This is a genomic window from Arthrobacter sp. Y3223151 (genome assembly GCF_059091125.1).
In genome coordinates, this window is record NZ_JBNHGI010000001.1 from 559,313 (window position 1) to 575,985 (window position 16,673).

15 protein-coding genes and 1 tRNA gene are annotated in these 16,673 nt (G+C 67.2%); 5 read left to right on the plus strand and 11 right to left on the minus strand.

Annotated features, from left to right (window positions below; all coding sequences use genetic code 11):
- Window positions 1-4: 4 nt before the first annotated feature.
- From AC5RUP_RS02685 to AC5RUP_RS02710, 6 genes are read right to left on the minus strand one after another with little or no spacing between them, the layout of a single operon-like run.
- Window positions 5-1,777 carry a protein kinase domain-containing protein gene (locus tag AC5RUP_RS02685; protein ID WP_494153495.1) on the minus strand — a complete coding sequence of 591 codons (1,773 nt, stop codon included), beginning with the start codon at window positions 1,775-1,777 and terminating at the stop codon, window positions 5-7.
- Window positions 1,774-3,222: a peptidoglycan D,D-transpeptidase FtsI family protein gene (locus AC5RUP_RS02690; RefSeq protein ID WP_494091120.1), complete on the minus strand. Its 1,449-nt coding sequence runs from the start codon at window positions 3,220-3,222 to the stop codon at window positions 1,774-1,776. The genes AC5RUP_RS02685 and AC5RUP_RS02690 overlap by 4 nt, the downstream gene beginning before the upstream one ends.
- On the minus strand, window positions 3,219-4,637 hold the full coding sequence (locus AC5RUP_RS02695; protein WP_494065385.1) for an FtsW/RodA/SpoVE family cell cycle protein: 1,419 nt from the start codon (window positions 4,635-4,637) through the stop codon (window positions 3,219-3,221). Before AC5RUP_RS02695 ends, AC5RUP_RS02690 begins: the two co-directional genes overlap by 4 nt.
- 3 nt (window positions 4,638-4,640) lie before the next feature.
- Window positions 4,641-6,170 (minus strand): PP2C family protein-serine/threonine phosphatase, encoded by a 1,530-nt coding sequence (locus tag AC5RUP_RS02700; RefSeq protein ID WP_494153496.1) that lies wholly within the window; start codon window positions 6,168-6,170, stop codon window positions 4,641-4,643.
- A 2-nt stretch (window positions 6,171-6,172) separates the two neighbouring features.
- The gene (locus AC5RUP_RS02705) at window positions 6,173-6,649 is read right to left on the minus strand and encodes an FHA domain-containing protein FhaB/FipA (protein WP_493978260.1); all 477 of its coding nucleotides are present in this window, start codon (window positions 6,647-6,649) and stop codon (window positions 6,173-6,175) included.
- Complete coding sequence (locus tag AC5RUP_RS02710; protein WP_494065387.1) at window positions 6,649-7,386, minus strand: FHA domain-containing protein; 738 nt, start codon at window positions 7,384-7,386, stop codon at window positions 6,649-6,651. Before AC5RUP_RS02710 ends, AC5RUP_RS02705 begins: the two co-directional genes overlap by 1 nt.
- A 363-nt stretch (window positions 7,387-7,749) precedes the next feature.
- Here AC5RUP_RS02710 and AC5RUP_RS02715 point away from each other — a divergent pair.
- Window positions 7,750-7,832, plus strand: a tRNA-Leu gene (locus tag AC5RUP_RS02715).
- A gap of 117 nt (window positions 7,833-7,949) precedes the next feature.
- Here the strand turns inward: AC5RUP_RS02715 and AC5RUP_RS02720 are convergent.
- Window positions 7,950-8,300 (minus strand): DUF5997 family protein, encoded by a 351-nt coding sequence (locus AC5RUP_RS02720; RefSeq protein ID WP_494001331.1) that lies wholly within the window; start codon window positions 8,298-8,300, stop codon window positions 7,950-7,952.
- Between the two features lie 60 nt (window positions 8,301-8,360).
- On the opposite strand from AC5RUP_RS02720, the gene AC5RUP_RS02725 reads away from it, so the two are divergent.
- The 3 genes from AC5RUP_RS02725 to AC5RUP_RS02735 are packed head-to-tail and all read left to right on the plus strand — an operon-like array spanning window position 8,361 to window position 10,836.
- A complete protein-coding gene (locus tag AC5RUP_RS02725) occupies window positions 8,361-9,170 on the plus strand; it encodes a LysR family substrate-binding domain-containing protein (RefSeq protein ID WP_494065388.1) in 810 nt (269 codons plus the stop codon).
- Between the two features lie 50 nt (window positions 9,171-9,220).
- Entirely contained in the window at window positions 9,221-10,000 is a 780-nt protein-coding gene (locus AC5RUP_RS02730) for an inositol monophosphatase family protein (protein ID WP_494153556.1), read from the plus strand.
- A 38-nt stretch (window positions 10,001-10,038) separates the two neighbouring features.
- The gene (locus AC5RUP_RS02735; RefSeq protein ID WP_494133113.1) at window positions 10,039-10,836 is read left to right on the plus strand and encodes an enoyl-CoA hydratase/isomerase family protein; all 798 of its coding nucleotides are present in this window, start codon (window positions 10,039-10,041) and stop codon (window positions 10,834-10,836) included.
- Window positions 10,837-10,860: 24 nt separating this feature from the next.
- Here AC5RUP_RS02735 and AC5RUP_RS02740 read toward each other — a convergent pair whose 3' ends face one another.
- Together AC5RUP_RS02740 and AC5RUP_RS02745 are read right to left on the minus strand one after the other, a co-directional pair.
- Entirely contained in the window at window positions 10,861-11,283 is a 423-nt protein-coding gene (locus AC5RUP_RS02740) for a hypothetical protein (protein ID WP_494133112.1), read from the minus strand.
- A 66-nt stretch (window positions 11,284-11,349) separates the two neighbouring features.
- Entirely contained in the window at window positions 11,350-13,038 is a 1,689-nt protein-coding gene (locus tag AC5RUP_RS02745) for a nuclease-related domain-containing DEAD/DEAH box helicase (protein WP_494065392.1), read from the minus strand.
- A gap of 227 nt (window positions 13,039-13,265) precedes the next feature.
- Here AC5RUP_RS02745 and AC5RUP_RS02750 point away from each other — a divergent pair, with 227 nt between their 5' ends.
- Window positions 13,266-13,862 (plus strand): SRPBCC family protein, encoded by a 597-nt coding sequence (locus AC5RUP_RS02750; RefSeq protein ID WP_494153555.1) that lies wholly within the window; start codon window positions 13,266-13,268, stop codon window positions 13,860-13,862.
- Between the two features lie 45 nt (window positions 13,863-13,907).
- Here the strand turns inward: AC5RUP_RS02750 and pstS are convergent, their stop codons facing one another.
- On the minus strand, window positions 13,908-15,023 hold the full coding sequence (gene pstS, locus AC5RUP_RS02755; RefSeq protein WP_494153554.1) for a phosphate ABC transporter substrate-binding protein PstS: 1,116 nt from the start codon (window positions 15,021-15,023) through the stop codon (window positions 13,908-13,910).
- Between the two features lie 42 nt (window positions 15,024-15,065).
- Complete coding sequence (locus tag AC5RUP_RS02760; protein WP_494153553.1) at window positions 15,066-16,571, minus strand: FAD-dependent oxidoreductase; 1,506 nt, start codon at window positions 16,569-16,571, stop codon at window positions 15,066-15,068.
- Between the last annotated feature and the right edge of the window lie 102 nt (window positions 16,572-16,673).

Below are 16,673 nucleotides of genomic sequence, written 5' to 3' on the forward strand. Positions count from 1 at the left end.
CCGGTCACGGCTTACCGCCGCGCGTGTCGGGAGCGGAGGTCGGCAGGCCCTTGGCATCCGGCGAGCCCGTCTCTGTCGGGGCCGGAGTTTCTTCTTCTTCCGGCCCGCTGGAGACAACGTAGCTGACGGTCGACCCGACCGGAACGTCACCGCCGTCGGGAGACAGGCTGAGCACGGTGCCGGCCTCTTCATCGCTCGGCTGCTCGCCCGACTTCTGCGGAACCAGGTTCAGTCCGATCAGGGCCTCGCGGACCCGCTGCTCGGACTGCCCGGCCAGACCGTTGGGAATGGTGACAGTCCCGGGGCCGGTGGAGTAGGTGACGGTGATCGCTTCGCCAACGACGACGGCGCCGGTCGGCGCGATGTCGATGACGGTATTCTCGGCTTCGCCGCTCTCCACCGGATTGGGAACCACCTGGTAGCCCATGTTTTCGAGCTCGGCCCGGACGTCGCTGAAGGGTCGGCCCAGGAACGCATTCGCCGTCAGCTGGTTGGTCTCCGGCGTTGCCGTTTCGCTCGGTTGCTCGATCTCTTCTTCGGTTGGCGTGGCGGAGGTGGTCTTCGTCGCCGGCTTGGTGGTCGAGCTCGATGCCGACGACGACGACTCCGTACCGCCGGTGGGGGTCAGCATGGGCAGCAGGATCGCACCCGCCACTGCGAACAGAACCAACAGGATCAAACCGACCAACGGCCAGGTCCAGGGACTGCGTTTCTTCTGCTGGCGGCGCGGGGTTTCTTCAGGCTCATCGCTGTCCAGATCCTGATCGGTCCAGTCCCGTTCGGCGCCGAGGCCCGCTGCGGCTGCTGCACCGCCGACGGCGGGCAGCTGGGAGGTCCCGGCGCTGACGGCGCGGGTCGGAGCGGTTCCGGGGGCGGGGACCGGAGCAGTCATCAAACCGGTGCTGTCGTCCCCACCGAACAGCAACATCCCCGGGACAGCTGCCTCGGCGGCACGGATATTGCCGGCACGGATGGCGTCGGCCGCCTCGGCGAGCTTTTCCGCGTTGGCCGGCCGGTCGGCCGGGTCCTTGGCCAGCATGGACATCAGCAGAGCGCGTACCGGCCGGGGGAGGGACTCGGGCAGCGGCGGGGGAGTGTCGTTGACCTGGGCCAAGGCAATGGCAATCTGCGATTCACCGGAGAACGGCCGGGAACCGGAAAGGCACTCGTAGCCGATGACGCCGAGCGAATAGATGTCGCTCTGTCCGGTAGCAGTCTGTCCCGTCGCCTGCTCCGGCGCCAGATACTGGGCGGTGCCCATGACCTGCCCGGTCGCGGTCAGCGGGACCTGGTCGGCCAGCCGCGCAATGCCGAAGTCGGTGATCTTGACCCGGCCCTCGGGCGTGATCAGTAGGTTTCCGGGCTTGACGTCGCGATGCACCAGGCCCTGGGCATGGGCGACGGCCAGAGCCTTGGCGGTCTGGGTGATGATGGACAGCGTCCGGTCGGGCGAGAGCACGCGCTCGCGCTCGATGATGGCCGAGAGCGGATGCCCGGGCACGAGTTCCATCACGAGGTAGGCGGATCCGGCCTCTTCGCCGTAATCAAAGACATTGGCAATACCGGTGTGGTTCAGCAGCGCGGTGTGCCGGGCCTCTGCGCGGAAGCGGTTGAGGAAGCCCGGGTCGCCCGTGTACTCCTCTTTGAGGACCTTGATGGCGACGATGCGGCCCAGGACCTGGTCCTGCGCCTTCCAGACCTCACCCATGCCGCCGATGGCGATACGTTCAGTGAGCTGGTACCTGCCGCCTAAGGTGATACCCGAGGTAGGTCTCACTTATTTAACACCGCCTCTAGGAGTTGCCGAGCACTTGGACTTGAGAGTGAAGAACCGGTCGTGACATCGACGTCCTCGAAGACGACGGATACGACGGCCTGGGGGTCATCCGCCGGTGCGAATCCGGTGAACCACGAGTTGTTTCCTGCTTCGCCGGCCATCAGTTCTGCCGTTCCGGTCTTGCCGGCCACCTCGACGCCCGGAATGGCGGCCCCGCCGCCGATGCCCCTGCTGACCACATTGACCATCCAGTCCTGGATCAGCCGGGCGTTGTCTGCGGAAAGGGAACGCTGCAGTTCTTGGGGTTCGGGGCTGTCCATGACGCGCAGGTCGGGCGCGCGCACAGTGCGCACGAGGTTCGGCTTCATCAGGACACCGTCGTTGGCGATCGCACCGGTCATCATGGCCACCTGCAGGGGGGTCACGCGGACGTCGTACTGGCCGATGGCCGACTGGGCGAGCAGGTCATCACTCATGCCGGTCGGGAACTGGCTCGCGGTGACGTGGGTGGGGATCTGGTAGGACTCGCCGAATCCGAACTTGGCGGCCTGCTCCGCAATGGCGTCTTCCCCCAGGTCCATGGCGATCTGCGCGAAGGGCGTGTTGCAGGATTGCTCCAGGGCAAAGGAGAAGCCGACGGTTGTCCGCGCCGCACAGCCGCCGTTGACGTAGTTCGGCAGCTCAACGTTGGTGCCGGGAAGCGGCAGCGTCGGGGGATTGTCGAGCTTGCTGTCGGCGTCGTACTGGCCGGACTCCAAGGCGGCAGCGGTCACCGCGAGCTTGAACACCGAGCCCGGCGCCAGCAGGCTCTCGGTCGCCGGGTTCGTGAACGGGGACAGGCCCGGCACCTTCTCCAATTCGGCCATGTTCTGCGTGACCTCTTCGGTGTTGTGCCCCGCCAGATCATTCGGATCGAAGCTGGGCTTGGAGACCATCGCGAGGATGTTGCCGGTGTCCGGTTCCATCACCACGATCGAGCCCTTCACGCCGTCGGGAATCAGGTCCCAGGCCAACTGCTGCAGCTCGGCGTCCAAGGTCAGCTCCACCGAGGCGCCCTCGACCTGGCCGCCGGAGAACATCTGCACGATCTGTTCGTAGAAAAACTCGTCGCCGGAACCGGAGAGCTGATCGTTCATCGCCGACTCCATCTGGGTGGAGCCGTATACCAACGAGTAGAAACCGGTGATCGGCGCGTAGAGCGCGGGCTCGTTGTAGACGCGCTGATAGGCGAACTCGTCGTCCGAGGGAACCGATTCGGCGATCGGCTCGCCTCCCACCAGGATGGCGCCCCGGTTCTTGTCGAAGTCTTTGTAGATGGTCCGGCTGTTCCACGGGTTGGCATTGAGGTTTTCGGCCTCGAAGAATTGCACGACCGTGAGCGATCCAAACAGCAGCGCGAACATCGCGATGGCGACGATCCAGGTATTGCGGATGGCCTGGTTCATGGTTGGATCACCTCCGTGGATCCGGTGTTCCGTGCTTCGGTCTGGTTGCGTCGCGCCGGCCGGTCACCCGGCGGACGCCGGCCGGCGGCCGGGCCGGTCAGGGCAGGCCGGCGCGCGGCGTCGGAAATCAGCAGCAGTAGGGCGACGATCAGCCAGTTGGCCAGGAGGGAAGAGCCGCCGGCAGCCAGGAAGGGTGTGGTCAGGCCGGTCAGCGGAATCAGGCGGGTGACGCCCCCGATCACCACGAAGCACTGCAGCGCCAGGGTGAAGGAGAGTCCCGTGGCCAGGAGCTTGCCGAAGGCGTCCCGGCTGCCCAGCGCCGCCCGGATGCCGCGGCTGACCAGGAGGATGTAGAGCATCACGATGGCGCTGAGTCCGATGAGCCCCAACTCCTCGCCGAGTGCGGCGATGATCATGTCGCTGTTCGCGTAGGTCACCAGGTCCGGCCGGCCCTGCCCGAGCCCGGTGCCGGTGAGCGCGCCGCTGGCCAGGCCGAACAGCCCCTGGACGATCTGGTGGCTGCCGCCGATCCGGTTGTAAACCTCGGGGTCGAACGCGTTGATCCACCCGTCGATACGTGCGGTGACGTGCGGGAACAGCCGGAAAGCCACCACGCCGCCCACGGCGATCATGAGCAGGCCGATCAGGACCCAGCTGACGCGGCTGGTGGCCACATAGATCATGGCCATGAACAGGCCAAAGAACAGGATCGAGGAACCCAAATCGCGCTGGAAGACCAAGACGCCGATGCTGACCAGCCAGGCCACCACCATGGGCCCCATGTCCTGCCAGCGGGGCAGCTGCAGCGGGCCGATCTTCTTGCCCGCGAGCAGGATGAGGTCGCGGTTCGTCGATAAATACCCGGCGAAGAATATAGCGAGGGTGATCTTCGCGATTTCGCCCGGCTGGAAGGTGGCGAACCCCAAGCTCACCCAAATCCGGGCGCCGTTGATTTCCATTCCGATGAACGGCAGCAGCGGAAGGATGAGCAGGATGGCGCTGGTGATCAACGATATGTAGGTGAAGCGGCGCAGGACGCGGTGGTCGGGCAGCAGCCAGATGACGGCGACCACGGCGGCGATGGCAACGCCGGTCCACAGGAGCTGGCGCCCCGCGGCGGAGTCGTTGTTGGCAATGTCCAGCCGGTGGATCATCGCCAGCCCCACCCCGTTCAGGGCGGTCACGATCGGAAGTATTACCGGGTCGGCATATTTGGCGCGCAGGCGCAGGACCACGTGTACCACGAGGACCAGCACCACCAGGGTGCCGCCCTGGGTGAAGAAGTCGCTGTCGAAGGCCCGGTCCTGGTCGAGCCCTACCAGCATGTTGGCTCCGATGCCGACGATCAAGGCCAGCACGAGCAGGAGCAGTTCGGTGTTGCGCCGGGAACGCGGCACTGTCTGGATGTTACTCATGGCTTATCCACCTACACATTCCGGCGGCACGCTGGGCTGGGGGCTGGCAACGGGCCCCGGCGTCGCCCCCGGCGAGCCGCTGGGCCGGTCCGTCGGAACGGCACTGGGGCTGGGTTCGGGTTCCGGACAGTTCCGCTGGCTGCTGATCCGCAACTGTTCAACGATCTCCTCGGCATGCCCGAGGTCGCGTGCGGAGATGCTGGAATCCAGCCGCTGTTGTTGGTAGGCGGGCAGGCTTTCCAGCGGGATGTTGTAGACCGTGTCCACGTGGGAAAGCGCGATCGGCCCGAAGTTCTGGGAGACGCCGTTGAAGATGGCCACCCGTCCGTCCGCCGAACCCACGAAGTACTGGGTCTGCGTCCACAGGTAGCCAAACCACATGACCGCCACCAGCAGCAACGACATGACGGTCAGGAACGCCGGGATCAGCCAGGGCTTGCGGGCCGGGGCCGCGGTCTCGTTCTCGGGTGTTTCCGGTTCGTCCGGGGCCTTGTGGGTCAGCATTGCGGCCGCCCGGCGCTTGTTGGAGTGGGCCGTGACGATGGGGATCTGTCCGGTCTCGGTGGCCAATGCCGCGGCGCCCACCAGCACATGCGGGCGGGTCTCCAGCTCGCGGCGGATGGCGTCGGCGCGGATCGCCTCGTGCGGCTGAAGCTGTTCGTCGTCGGCGCCCGCTGCCGCTTGTGCCCCGGGAGAGGCTCCGTCGGCGGGCATTGCCGCGACAGGGGAGGCGGCGCCGTCGTGCTTTAAGGCCGATGCCTTCGGTCGTTTCGGGGCGAGGCCGAGGGAGGCGGTGTCAGCCGCCTCCGGCGCCGCTTCGGCGACCTCGATCATCACGATGGTCACGTTGTCCGGGGAACCGCCGTCAAGCGTTAGCTCCACGAGCTGATCGACGGCGTCCTGCAGCGTGGGCGCGTTGCGCACCACGGATTCCACCACACTGTCCGGTACGACTGCGTTGAGCCCATCGGAGCAGAGCAGCCATTTTTCCCCCGGCTCGGCCTGATGGCTGGCCAGGTCGAGTTCGGGACTGGCATCGACGTCGCCCAAGACGCGCATCAACACGTTGCGGTGCGGGTGGATTTCGGCTTCCGCGGGAAGGAGCCGCCCTTCGTCGATGAGCCGTTGGACGAAAGTGTGGTCGACGCTGATCTGCTCGAAGATGCCGTTTTTCAGCCGGTAGGCACGGGAGTCGCCGATATGGGCGAATTCGAGCCTGTCGTCATGCAGCAGCACGGCGGTGACGGTGGTGCCCATGCCCGCCAGCTTGGGACTGGTCTGCACCAGCTCCGACAGGATGGAGTTGGCGGTCTGGATCTCGTCGGCCAGCACGTTGGCCGGGTCCTGATGGCCCGAGCGGTCCAGGTGGACCAGGTCCAGCACCGTGGACGCCGAGGCCACGTCACCGCCGGCATGGCCGCCCATGCCGTCGGCCACCACGGCAAGATAACGCCCGGCGTAGGCGGAATCGTCGTTTTTGGACCGTGCCTTACCCACGTCAGACCGCGCCGCATAGCGCAGAACCAGAGCCACCGTCAGGGCCTCAACTCAATGACCGTCTTGCCGATCCGGATGGGAACGCCGGGATCAACGGGCAGCGCCCGCGTCAGCTGGTTCTCCGCCAGGTAGGTGCCGTTGGTGGAGCCGAGGTCCTCGATGAACCAGCGGCTGCCCTGCGGAAAGAGGCGGGCGTGCCGGCCGGAGGCGTAATCGTCCTCCAGCACCAGCGTTGCTTCCTGGGCCCGGCCCAACAGGATGGGGCTCGCGGCCAGTTCCAGCGAGTGACCCGCCAGCGGCCCTTCCGTGACCACCAGGCGGCGCGGAGCCACCCGGGGTGCCGGAGCGTCCGCCAGGTCGGGATTCTTCCGGACTTCGCGCGCGGTGGGGGATCCGGTGCGGCTGCGCTTGCCGATCTGCAGGTCCCGCCGCAGTGCGGAGACGATGCTGATGATCATGATCCAGAGGAGGATCAGGAAACCGAACCGCAGCGCGGTGACGACAAGCTCGCCCATTAGGCCCCGCCGCCCCGTGTCGGCAGCAGGCGGAAGGTAATGCGGGTGCGGCCCATCGTGATGACGGAGCCGTCGGTGAGGTCAATCCGGCCGTCGATCTTCTGGCCATTGACATAGCTGCCGTTGGTGGAACCGAGATCCACGGCCACGGCGGACCCGCCTTCGGTGCGAATCTCCAGATGGCGCCGCGAGACCCCGGTGTCGTCCACCATGATGTCGGCCTCGGAGGAGCGTCCGAGCACGATCGATGGCGCGTTGAGCGAGTAGCGCTGCCCGTTGATTTCCAGCACGGGCGTCAGCAGGGTGGGCTGGCGTGACGGCGCCGCGGGGGCACTGCGCTGCGTGGGCTGCGGCTGGTGGCCGTCGGACTTGACGACGGTGGCCTCGACTTCGAAGTCGCCGCCCTTGAGTGCGTCGTCCTTGGTGAAGGAAACACGCACCGGGCCCTGCAGGGTGTACTTCTGGCTGTTGACGTGGCGGATGACCACGTCGCACAGTTCTTCGGCCAGGGTAGCGCCCCATTGTTCAGCCATGGCGTAGTCGGAATCGCCCAGCCTGACGTCGAAGACGTTGGGAGCCAAGGTGCGGCCCTGGGCCAAGGTGATGGAACCGTTGTCCAGTTCGCGGCGCAGGCGGCTTGCGATCTCCACCGGCTGCACTTGGCCCTTGCCGCCGACAGAGAAGGCGCCGCGGACCATCTTTTCGATGCCGCGCTCCATACTGTCCAGAATGCCCATCGGGCCGCCTCCTCCCAGAGTTGTGGTCAGGTCTGCCCCCGCTGCGACAGCGGACAGGGCACACCTGTCTGGCGATTCTTCCCTTCGATACTACTTGGGCGTGTCCCAAAAGGCCCCATTCGGCAGCGATCGCCGCTGGCGCGGCGGCGCCGAGGCGTGGTGAAGCTCACCCTCACGGAATCACGACGGCGGGGCGTGCGGCCCGCGGCGCACACCCTCCGATCCCCGTCACTGCGCGGTATCCGGGGGGCCCGGCGCCCCGATTGGGAATTTGGGACTGTTTCACGCTACTATTGATCTCGCTGTTCTTGAGGAAAGCGAACCGGGAAACCGGTTGGCTCGCCGAGAGGGCAGGCGAGATGCGCGCGAGTGGCGGAACGGCAGACGCGCTGGCTTCAGGTGCCAGTGTCCGAAAGGGCGTGGGGGTTCAAATCCCCCCTCGCGCACGCAGAGCAAGAGCCCCGGTCTTCGGACCGGGGCTCTTGGCGTTAACGGATACCGGCCCTCTCGCAACCCCTTGGTCAGCGGGGGAGGAGGGGGCCGGTGCGCTTGGCGCCTGCTGATCAGCCTTGCTTGCCGGCGGCCTTCACGCGCTGCTCCTCGGCGCGCACGGCGGCGAACGAGGCACGTTCCGCCACCAGCCATTCCGGCGGATCCTGCAGCAACGCGGTGATTTCTGCCGTCGTCAGCGGCTCCGTGATGCCGCCGCGTGCCAGGCCGGAGATGGAGACGTTGAGTTTACGGGCTACCTCCGGCCGCGGATGCGGACCGTTGCGGCGCAGCTCCGCCAGCCATTCCGGCGGATCCGATTGCAGCTGATTGAATTCCTCCCGCGAGATCAGGCTGTCCTGGAACTCCTGCGGGGCCGCGGGCAGGTAGATGCCCAGTTTCTTGGCGGCCGTGGCCGGTTTCATGGACTGTGCCGATTTCGCGCTCATAAGTCCAGCCTAGCCGCCCTGCGCTACGGTGATGAAGTGCAGGATGCAGACCAGGAGCCGACGACCACGGCCCAGTTGGCCGGACTGAAGGTCGGCTATGTCCCGGGCGTGACACCGGGGAAGTGGACCCGCCGATGGGCGGAGCGGCTGCCCGACGTCCCGCTGACCGCCTTCCAATGCGGCGAGGAGGAGCAGACGGCCATCCTGCGCGACGGCCGGGCCGACCTGAGCTTCGTCCGGCTGCCGGTGGACCGCGAGGGCCTGAGCGTCATCCCGCTGTATGCCGAACTGCCCGTGGTGGTCGCGCCGAAGGAACACGATGTGGCCCTCTACGACGAGGAAGTCCCGTACCGGGAGATTGCGCACGAGAACTTCCTGGACCCCGGGGAAATGGGCGGCGCCAAGACCGGCATCGAGGTGGTGGCGTCCGGGGCGGGACTGATGATCCTGCCCATGTCCGTGGCCCGGCTCTACAACCGCAAGGACGTGGTGTACCGCACGGTCACCGATCACCCCGAGACGCAGATCGGCCTCGCGTGGCTGACCGACCGGACCGAGGCCGCCATCGAGGAGTTCATCGGGATTGTCCGCGGCCGCACGGCGCGCAGTTCGCGCCAGCCCTCGGTGCAGGAACAACAGGGCAAGGGCAAGACCCGCAAGACCACGGCGAAGAACGACGGCGGAGCCCCCGGCGCGGGGAAGGGCGCCGCCGCGGGAAAGGGCTCCGCATCGGGGCGGACGCCGGCATCCGGCAAGGGCGCGAACAAGCCGTCCGGCCAGGGCAAAGGCAGGCCGGGCGGCGGCCGCACGCCGAAGGGCCGCGGGCCGCGGCGGGGCCGCCGGTAGCAACTGCCCCCGCATGCCGTGTTCGCCGCGCCGTTGGCTAGGCTTCAGATATGACCGTGAGCAGCCCTGACCATCTAAACGACACCGAACTCGCGGCCTGGCTGGTGCGCGCCGCCGGAACGCTGGCCAACGGCATGCGGTCGGGGGTGACCACGTTCGAGGAGAAGACGAGCATCTCCGACGTGGTCACCGCCGCCGACCACGCCGCGGAGAAACTGGTCGTTGACACCCTGCGCGAGCTGCGGCCGGAGGACGCGATCCTGGGCGAGGAAGGCTCCAGCCACGAGGGGACCTCGGGCCGGACCTGGGTCATCGACCCGGTGGACGGCACCTACAACTTCTTCACCGGCGGGCACTACTGGTGCTCCGCGCTGGCGCTGACGGATGGGGCGGGGAGCCGGCTGGGGGCGGTCTACCACCCCGCCGAGGACGTCCTGTGGATCGGCGGACGCGACCTGCCCACCACCCGGAACGGCTTGCGCGTGGGCGAAATCGCCAGCGCTCCCTTGGCGGCCAGCTGCGCGGCGGCGTACCTGCATCACACGTATTTGCGCGACGACGCCGCGGGCGAGCCGTACCTGCGCACCCTGCTCGGTTCGGCCACCTACCGTACCTGGGGGTCGGCATCGTGTGAACTGGCGGCAACCTCCGCCGGGATTTTCGGCGTCTGGTACCAACAAGGGCTGCCGGACTGGGACTGGCTTCCGGGCAAGACCCTGGTCGAAGCGGCCGGAGGTTCCACCGCCGTCCTGGAGGTCGACGGCTACCGCTGGTCGGTGGCCGGGGGACACCGGCAGGTGGCCGACGTGGTCGCCCTGCTGGGGGGATGACACATCCGGTCTGGGGCCCGGCGTGGCATAGTGGGGCTGTGGAAAAGACCTACGAAACGATTCAGCTTGAATGCCTCGGCGAATTGGCCACCATCGTCATCAACCGCCCCGAGTCGCTCAACTCCCTGAACACCCAGGTCGTGGCAGACCTGGCGCAGTTCGTCGCGGACATCCGTTCGCCGGAAGGCCGGGAAGTGCGCAGCATCCTGATCACGGGTGCCGGCGGGAAGGCCTTCGCCGCCGGAGCCGACATCCGGGAACTGGCCTCCATGGGGCCGGCCGAAGCGGAAGCACACAGTGCGGCCATGCAGGACCTGACCCGGTTGCTGGAGACCCTGGACCTTCCGGTGATCGCCTGCGTCAACGGGTTTGCGCTGGGCGGAGGCTTGGAATTGGCGTTGGCCTGCGATTTCATCTACGCGACGGCCAACGCGAAGTTCGGCCTGCCGGAAGTCGGCCTGGGCCTCATTCCGGGCTTCGGCGGGACGGTCCGGCTGCCGCAGCGGGTGGGCCCCGGAATGGCCAGGGAACTGATTTTCACGGGCCGCAGCATCGGCGCCGAGGAAGCCCTGCGGATCGGGCTGGCCAACGCCGTCTTCGCCAGCAAAGACGACATGCTCGACGCCGCCGCCGCCACCTGCCGGGAGATCTCCGCCAAGTCCCCCGCCGCCGTGGCAAATGCGAAACGAACGGTCGATGCGGCGCTGGGCCGTCCCACCGCCGACGGGCTGCAGGTGGAGCGCCGGGCCTTCGGGCAGGCCTTCACCACTGAAGACTCGCGCATCGGCCGGGATGCCTTCCTGGCCAAGGAGGCGCCCGCCTTCACCGGGCACTGAAGGCGGGCGCGGGCAGGGAATTGATCAGCGACGGCGGTGCCACGCCGGATCGTACTGGGTGGCCAGCCGCGCGAGGGTCAGTCCCGCCAGCAGCAGGCCGACGTCACGCAGTGCCACGTCGTAGAACCCTGACAGCGTCAGCAGGTTGACGATGATGCCTGCCAGCCAGAGGGAAACGATGTAGGCGCCGTACCGCGGCTTGAACCAGACGACCAAACCCGCGGCTATTTCCACCACGCCGACGATCAGCATGGCGGTGTGGGCGCTGAAGGGCAGCAGGTTAACGACCCAAGGGGCCAAATACTGTTCCCAATCAGTGAGCAGATTGAAGAACTTGTCCAGCCCCATCAAAATCGGCAGGACGGTGAAGCCCAGCCTGAGCATCCAGAAAGCACCGTAGGCGGGCTCGGTCCGGACCCGTTGCAGCGCAGGAGTGGTGGTTGCCATGGGAACCTCCGGTAAATTCTAAAAACCGAATAAGTAGTTTTAGAATGCTCCGCTGCGGCGGGAAAGTCAATGGCCGTGCTGTTGCCGCTCAGGATCCCAAGATTCGGTCTGGGTCAGTCTCTTGACCAGGGCGGGGCTGCCGACACTGGTGAGGGCCGATCTTTCGCCCACGATGACCAGCAGGCTGCGCGCGCGGGAGAAGCCTGAATAGAGCATCTCCCGCGCCCGCTCAGGATCGCCGAAGCCGTTGACCGCCAGGACCACCACCGAGCGTTCGAGTCCCTTGAAGCCGAGCACGTCGCCGTAAAACACACCGTCGTCGTCAAAAAAGGCGTCCCAGTATCCGCGCCAGCCCAATGCGTCCACCGCTTGCTGATGGGCCGGATGCTTGCGCTTCGTGGTCAGCAACGCCACCTGCTGCGGGGCCCAGCCTTCACGCTCGACCAGCTGCGCCACCGCGTCGTCGGCCCGCTGGATGACGGTCCCGGCCGTCGCCTCCACCAGCCGGATGCGCGGGCCGGAGAGGCCCCGAGGAATCGACAGCTCGGTGGACAGTGCGCCGCAGAGCGCCGCGATCTGCTTGGTATTGCGCAGGTTTTCATTCAGCACCAAGGGAGGCACTTCAATCGGCGGCCAGCCGTCGCGGCCGAAAAGGCGCTGGTCTTCGTCCATAAACACATACAGGCCGCCGGCAGCAGGTTCCTTCAGGCACTCCAAGACGGCCTCCCACCACAGCGTGCCGAAGTCCTGGCCCTCGTCGACGACGATCGCGTCGAAGAGTTCGCGGACCGGCTGGTTCTTGGCCAGCCGTCTGAGTGTCCGGGGGAGGTAGTGCTCGTAGTACTGGTTGGTGAGCAACCGGGGATCCAGCGGATGGTGCGCGGCCCAGCGGACCGGCAGGTCATAGAACATGCCCACGTGTTCCGGGCGTTCTGCCGGCTTCCACCCGGCCGTCTCGGTCTCGAAGTACCGGGCCAGGCCGCGGCTGGAGCACAGCAGCGCCACCCGCTTTCCGTCGCGCGCCAACCGCCGGGCCTGTTCCAACGCGAGCCAGGTCTTGCCCGTGCCCGCGCCGCCGATGACGCGGGCCCGCGGCTGGTCCTTCAGGACATCAAGGATCGCCGATTGGTCCCGCGTCATCTGCTCGGCGCGGCTTTCGTGCTCGGCCGCCGCCGAGAGCGCCCCGTCGTTCGGCCGGGGGCGCGTCAACCATGCCACGATGCGGTCGGCGACATCCGGCGCGGTTTCGCCGTCCCCGTCGCCGCAGAAGTTGATGGCTTCCCTGACCGTGTCGTCCGGATACTTCAGGTCCTCGCTGCCGATCACCATGGAACGCCTGAGGCCGGGGATGTCCCAATGGCGCGGAAGCCGCGTCTCCGGAAAGGCCAGCAGGTGGGCGAACCGGACCCTGCGGCTGAGCCCCAACTGGGAGCCGAGGTAGCGCTGGAGCATGTGCCGGGCGTCCTGGGCGTGGACCAATGGATCCTTGATGCGGTGCTGCCGGCCGTTGCCGGACTGGTACCACTGGCCCGCGTCGTAGCTGATCTGCCCGCCTTTGACCTCGATGGCCGCGATGCCGACGCCGGGCCAGACAACGAGCAGATCGATCCGCCGGGCGGCGCCGTTTTCGACGATGTCGACCGAATGCAGCAGGGCGGCGGACGGCGGCAGGGTTCGCTTCAGCGCCTCCCAGACCTGCCGTTCGCCAGGCTGGTCCCGGCCGAACTCGGGCTGTTCCGGAAAACAGCGCGGCATACCGCCCCCTCAACATCAACGCAGTGGTTTACCACACAGACTACCCAATGCAGGACATCCTCCCTTCCGCCCCGGAACGCGGGGCCCGGTTGCAGCCAACCCTCCCGCGTGTGGAGGCGTGGCCGTTCATTGCCGCGCCACGGGCCGTTCTGTAGCGTTAACTGCAGGTGGCAAACTCATGGAGGCGGTGCCTGCGGCGCCGTTCCCTCGGCGGAATGAGGATCATCATGGCAACCATCGAAGAAACAGTCGAGATCTCGCTGCCCGCCGCAAAGGTTTATGACGAGTGGCTGCGCTTCGAGTACTTTCCCTCCTTCATGCACGGCGTGAAATCGGTGATCCGGACGTCCGACACCACGCACCATTGGGTCACGAAAGTCGGCGGCGTGCAGCGCGAATTCGATACGGCCGTGACCGAGGACGAGCCCGGAGAGCGGATCGTGTGGAGGAGCGAAGGCGGAATCAGGCACAGCGGAACCGTGACGTTCGGGAGAATCGACGCCGACACAACGTCGATGCACGTCCACCTCGATTGGGAGCCGCATTCCCTGCTGGAAAAGGCCGGTTCCGGACTGGGATCGGACCACCGGGAGGTGCGCAACGAGTTGTGGCGCTTCAAGACATTCGTCGAGTCCGGGGGATCGGACATGCACGAGCCGGGCAACCAGCAGTTCTACGGCGGAACCTTCGCCGGCGGATTTCCTCCCTCAGCCTCGGCCCAGCCGGACATTCCCCGAAACGAGGACGCCAACGCCTACGACCGGGAGCCGGACGTCCAGGAGCCTGAGGACCGGGAGAACCGCAGGCAAGGTTCCGGCAGCTAGCCCGCCGCTCGGGCGTGCAACGGCCGCTGAGGCGTGCGGCCGCTGTCAGGACCGGGCGCTGATCCGCTCCACGGAATCCACGGCACGCTTCGACAGCTCCTCGGACAGCGGCGCGCTCTTGGCCGAGTCCGCCGCGTCGTTTTGGCCCTCGGGGCTCAGGACATACTGCGCGAACGCCTTGACCAGGTCCACCTTCTCCTGGTCCTCGTACGTGGTGCAGTAGATGTGGTAGGAGACCAGCATCAGCGGGTAGGCGCCGGCGGCCGTAGTCGTCCGGTCCACTTCCAGGGCCAGATCGTATTCCGGCCGCCCCTCGACGGGTTTGGCTTCGTCCAACGCCTTCGCTGCCGCTTCCGCGCTCACCGGGACATAGTCCTGGCCAACCTTGAGGTTGACCTTGCCCAGGGGATCCCCGACGGCGGAATCGTCCGCATAGGTGACGGCGCCCGCCGTGCCAGCGACCATGCTCACAACGCCGGTAGTACCCTGCGCGTTTTCCCCGGCGTATTCTCCGGGCCAGGTGTCGCTCGGCTCCGGCGTCCAGACCTCGGGAACCACGGCGTGCAGGTACTCGGTGAAGGTCTCGGTGGTGCCGGAGTCCTCGGAACGGTTGACGGGAGTGACCGCAAGATCGGGCAGCTCCACGCCCGGGTTGTGTTCCGCGATGGCAGGGTCGTCCCAGGACCGGATTTCGCCCTGGAAAATCCTGGCGATGGTTTCGGCGTCCAGGTTCAGCTCGGTGATGCCCGGAAGGTTGAACGCCACGGTGATGGGGGAGATGTAGGACGGGACGTTGAAGCCGCCCTCGGGGCCGCAGACCTTGCGCGACTGGTCAACTTCTTCGTCGTCCAGGTAGGCATCCGAGCCGGCGAACTCGACGGCGCCGGCCAGGAAGGCGGTGCGTCCTGCGCCGGAGCCGTCCGGCGAATACTGGACCTGCGCGTCGGAATGGAGCAGGCCGAAGCCGGCCACCCATGCGTCCATCGCCGCGTTCTGGGATGATGCTCCGGCTCCTGTCAGCGTGCCCGACAGGGAGGAGCCCTGCCGGGCGGCGGCTTCCTGGGCCGGACCCAGCGGGTAGTCGGAGCCGCAGGCGGCCAGGGAGAAGGACAATAAGGCGGCGGTACCGAGGGCGGCCGCGCGGCGTTTCAACTGAGGCATCCGCACTAGACTACCGGTGCGGCGGCGTCAGTCCCAAGGGGGCTACCGTGCCTCGAGGTCCTTGACGGCGGGGCCTTCCAGCACCTTGCCGTCCGCGCTGAAGCGGGACCCGTGCAGGGGGCAGTCCCAGCTGCCCTCCGCGTCGTTCCAGGACAGCACGCCGCCCAGATGCGTGCAGACCGCGCTGACCCGGTGCGTGGCGGAGCCCACGGTACAAATGCCCACCGGCCGCGAATTTTCCCGCACCACAGTCCCCTGACCTTCCTGCGGTGCCGCATGCGTGGTCCGGGTCAATCCGCCCAGCCATCCGGACAGCAATTCCAACCCGACGGACAAATTGGTGCCGGCCGTGCTGGCGGCGTCCCGCCCGGAGATGCGTGACTTATAGAGATCCTTGGCCCAATGATTGTCGCCGCCCAGGATCGAGGCCGACAGCGCCAGTGCCGCCGCCACCCCGTTGGTCATGCCCCACTTGTTGAATCCGGTGGCCACCATGATCCGCTTTTCTGCGGGCAGGATCGGACCCACGTACGGCACCGCACCGGCCGGTTCATAGTCCTGCGCCGACCAGGTATGCGTGGGCTGGGCACCCGGAAAGTGCTGTTGGGTCCAACGGATCAGGTCATCGACCAGGCCCCGCGTATGGCCGTGGCGGCCGACGACGTGGCCGTTGCCGCCGGCCAGCAAGACCTCCCGGTCGCCGTGGCGCGCGGTCCGCAACGAGCGGGTCGGCCCGTCGATGGACAGGTACATCCCGGACGGGATGCGCCCGGGCACCGTCAGGGCGGCGGCGTAGGAACGCATGGGCTTGAGCACGCTGAAATGTCCGCCGCGGTTAAGCATGGGCGTCCCGGTAGCCAGCACCAGGATGCCGGTCTTAAGGTCGCCCAGCCCCGTGCGCACGGTGAGGTTTCGCGGCCCCGCCCCGGCACCGCCGTCGTCCGCGCGGCCGATGCCCGTGACCCGCATGCCCTCGAAGATCAGGCCTCCGCGGCTGCGCAGTTCTGCAACCAGCGCCGCCAGGAGGTGCATCGGATGGACCTGGGCCTGGTTGGCCAGCCGCAGCATCCCGGTGACCTCGAACGGCAGCTCGCCGGCACCGGAGACTTTTTCGACCGGCAGGCCGGCGGATTCGCTGGCGCGCTGCTCCGCCGCCAGATCCTCGGCGCCCTGGGGGGTGGTGGCGTAGGTGAAGGCGTCGCGCCGGTCGTATTCCACCCGGTGTTCGTCGCAGTACCGCAGGATCCACGCCTGGGCTTCACGCTGGCCGGCAACATAGGCTGCGGCGGTGCCGGAATCGTGATGGTTCGCGATGCGCGAAAGCTGGCTGCCCTGCAGCAGGGATACCTTGGCGGTCGTGTTGCCGGTAGTGGCGGCCCCGACCGACCGGGCCTCCGCCACGGCAACCCGCTGCCCGGCCCGCGCGAGCAGGACAGCAGTGGTGAGGCCGGTCAGCCCGGCTCCGGCGACGACGGAGTCGAACCCGGTCTGGCCGGAGTACGTGTCAACCGGAATCTCTTGGGCGGTATCGAGCCAGAGTGAATGCATGACGCTGTCCTTTCGGCCGGATGGTAGTACACACCACACCCTGTCCCTGCTGGCGCGTCAAGACCCAAACTGCGGGTGCACCTGACAGGATGGAAGCGAGGA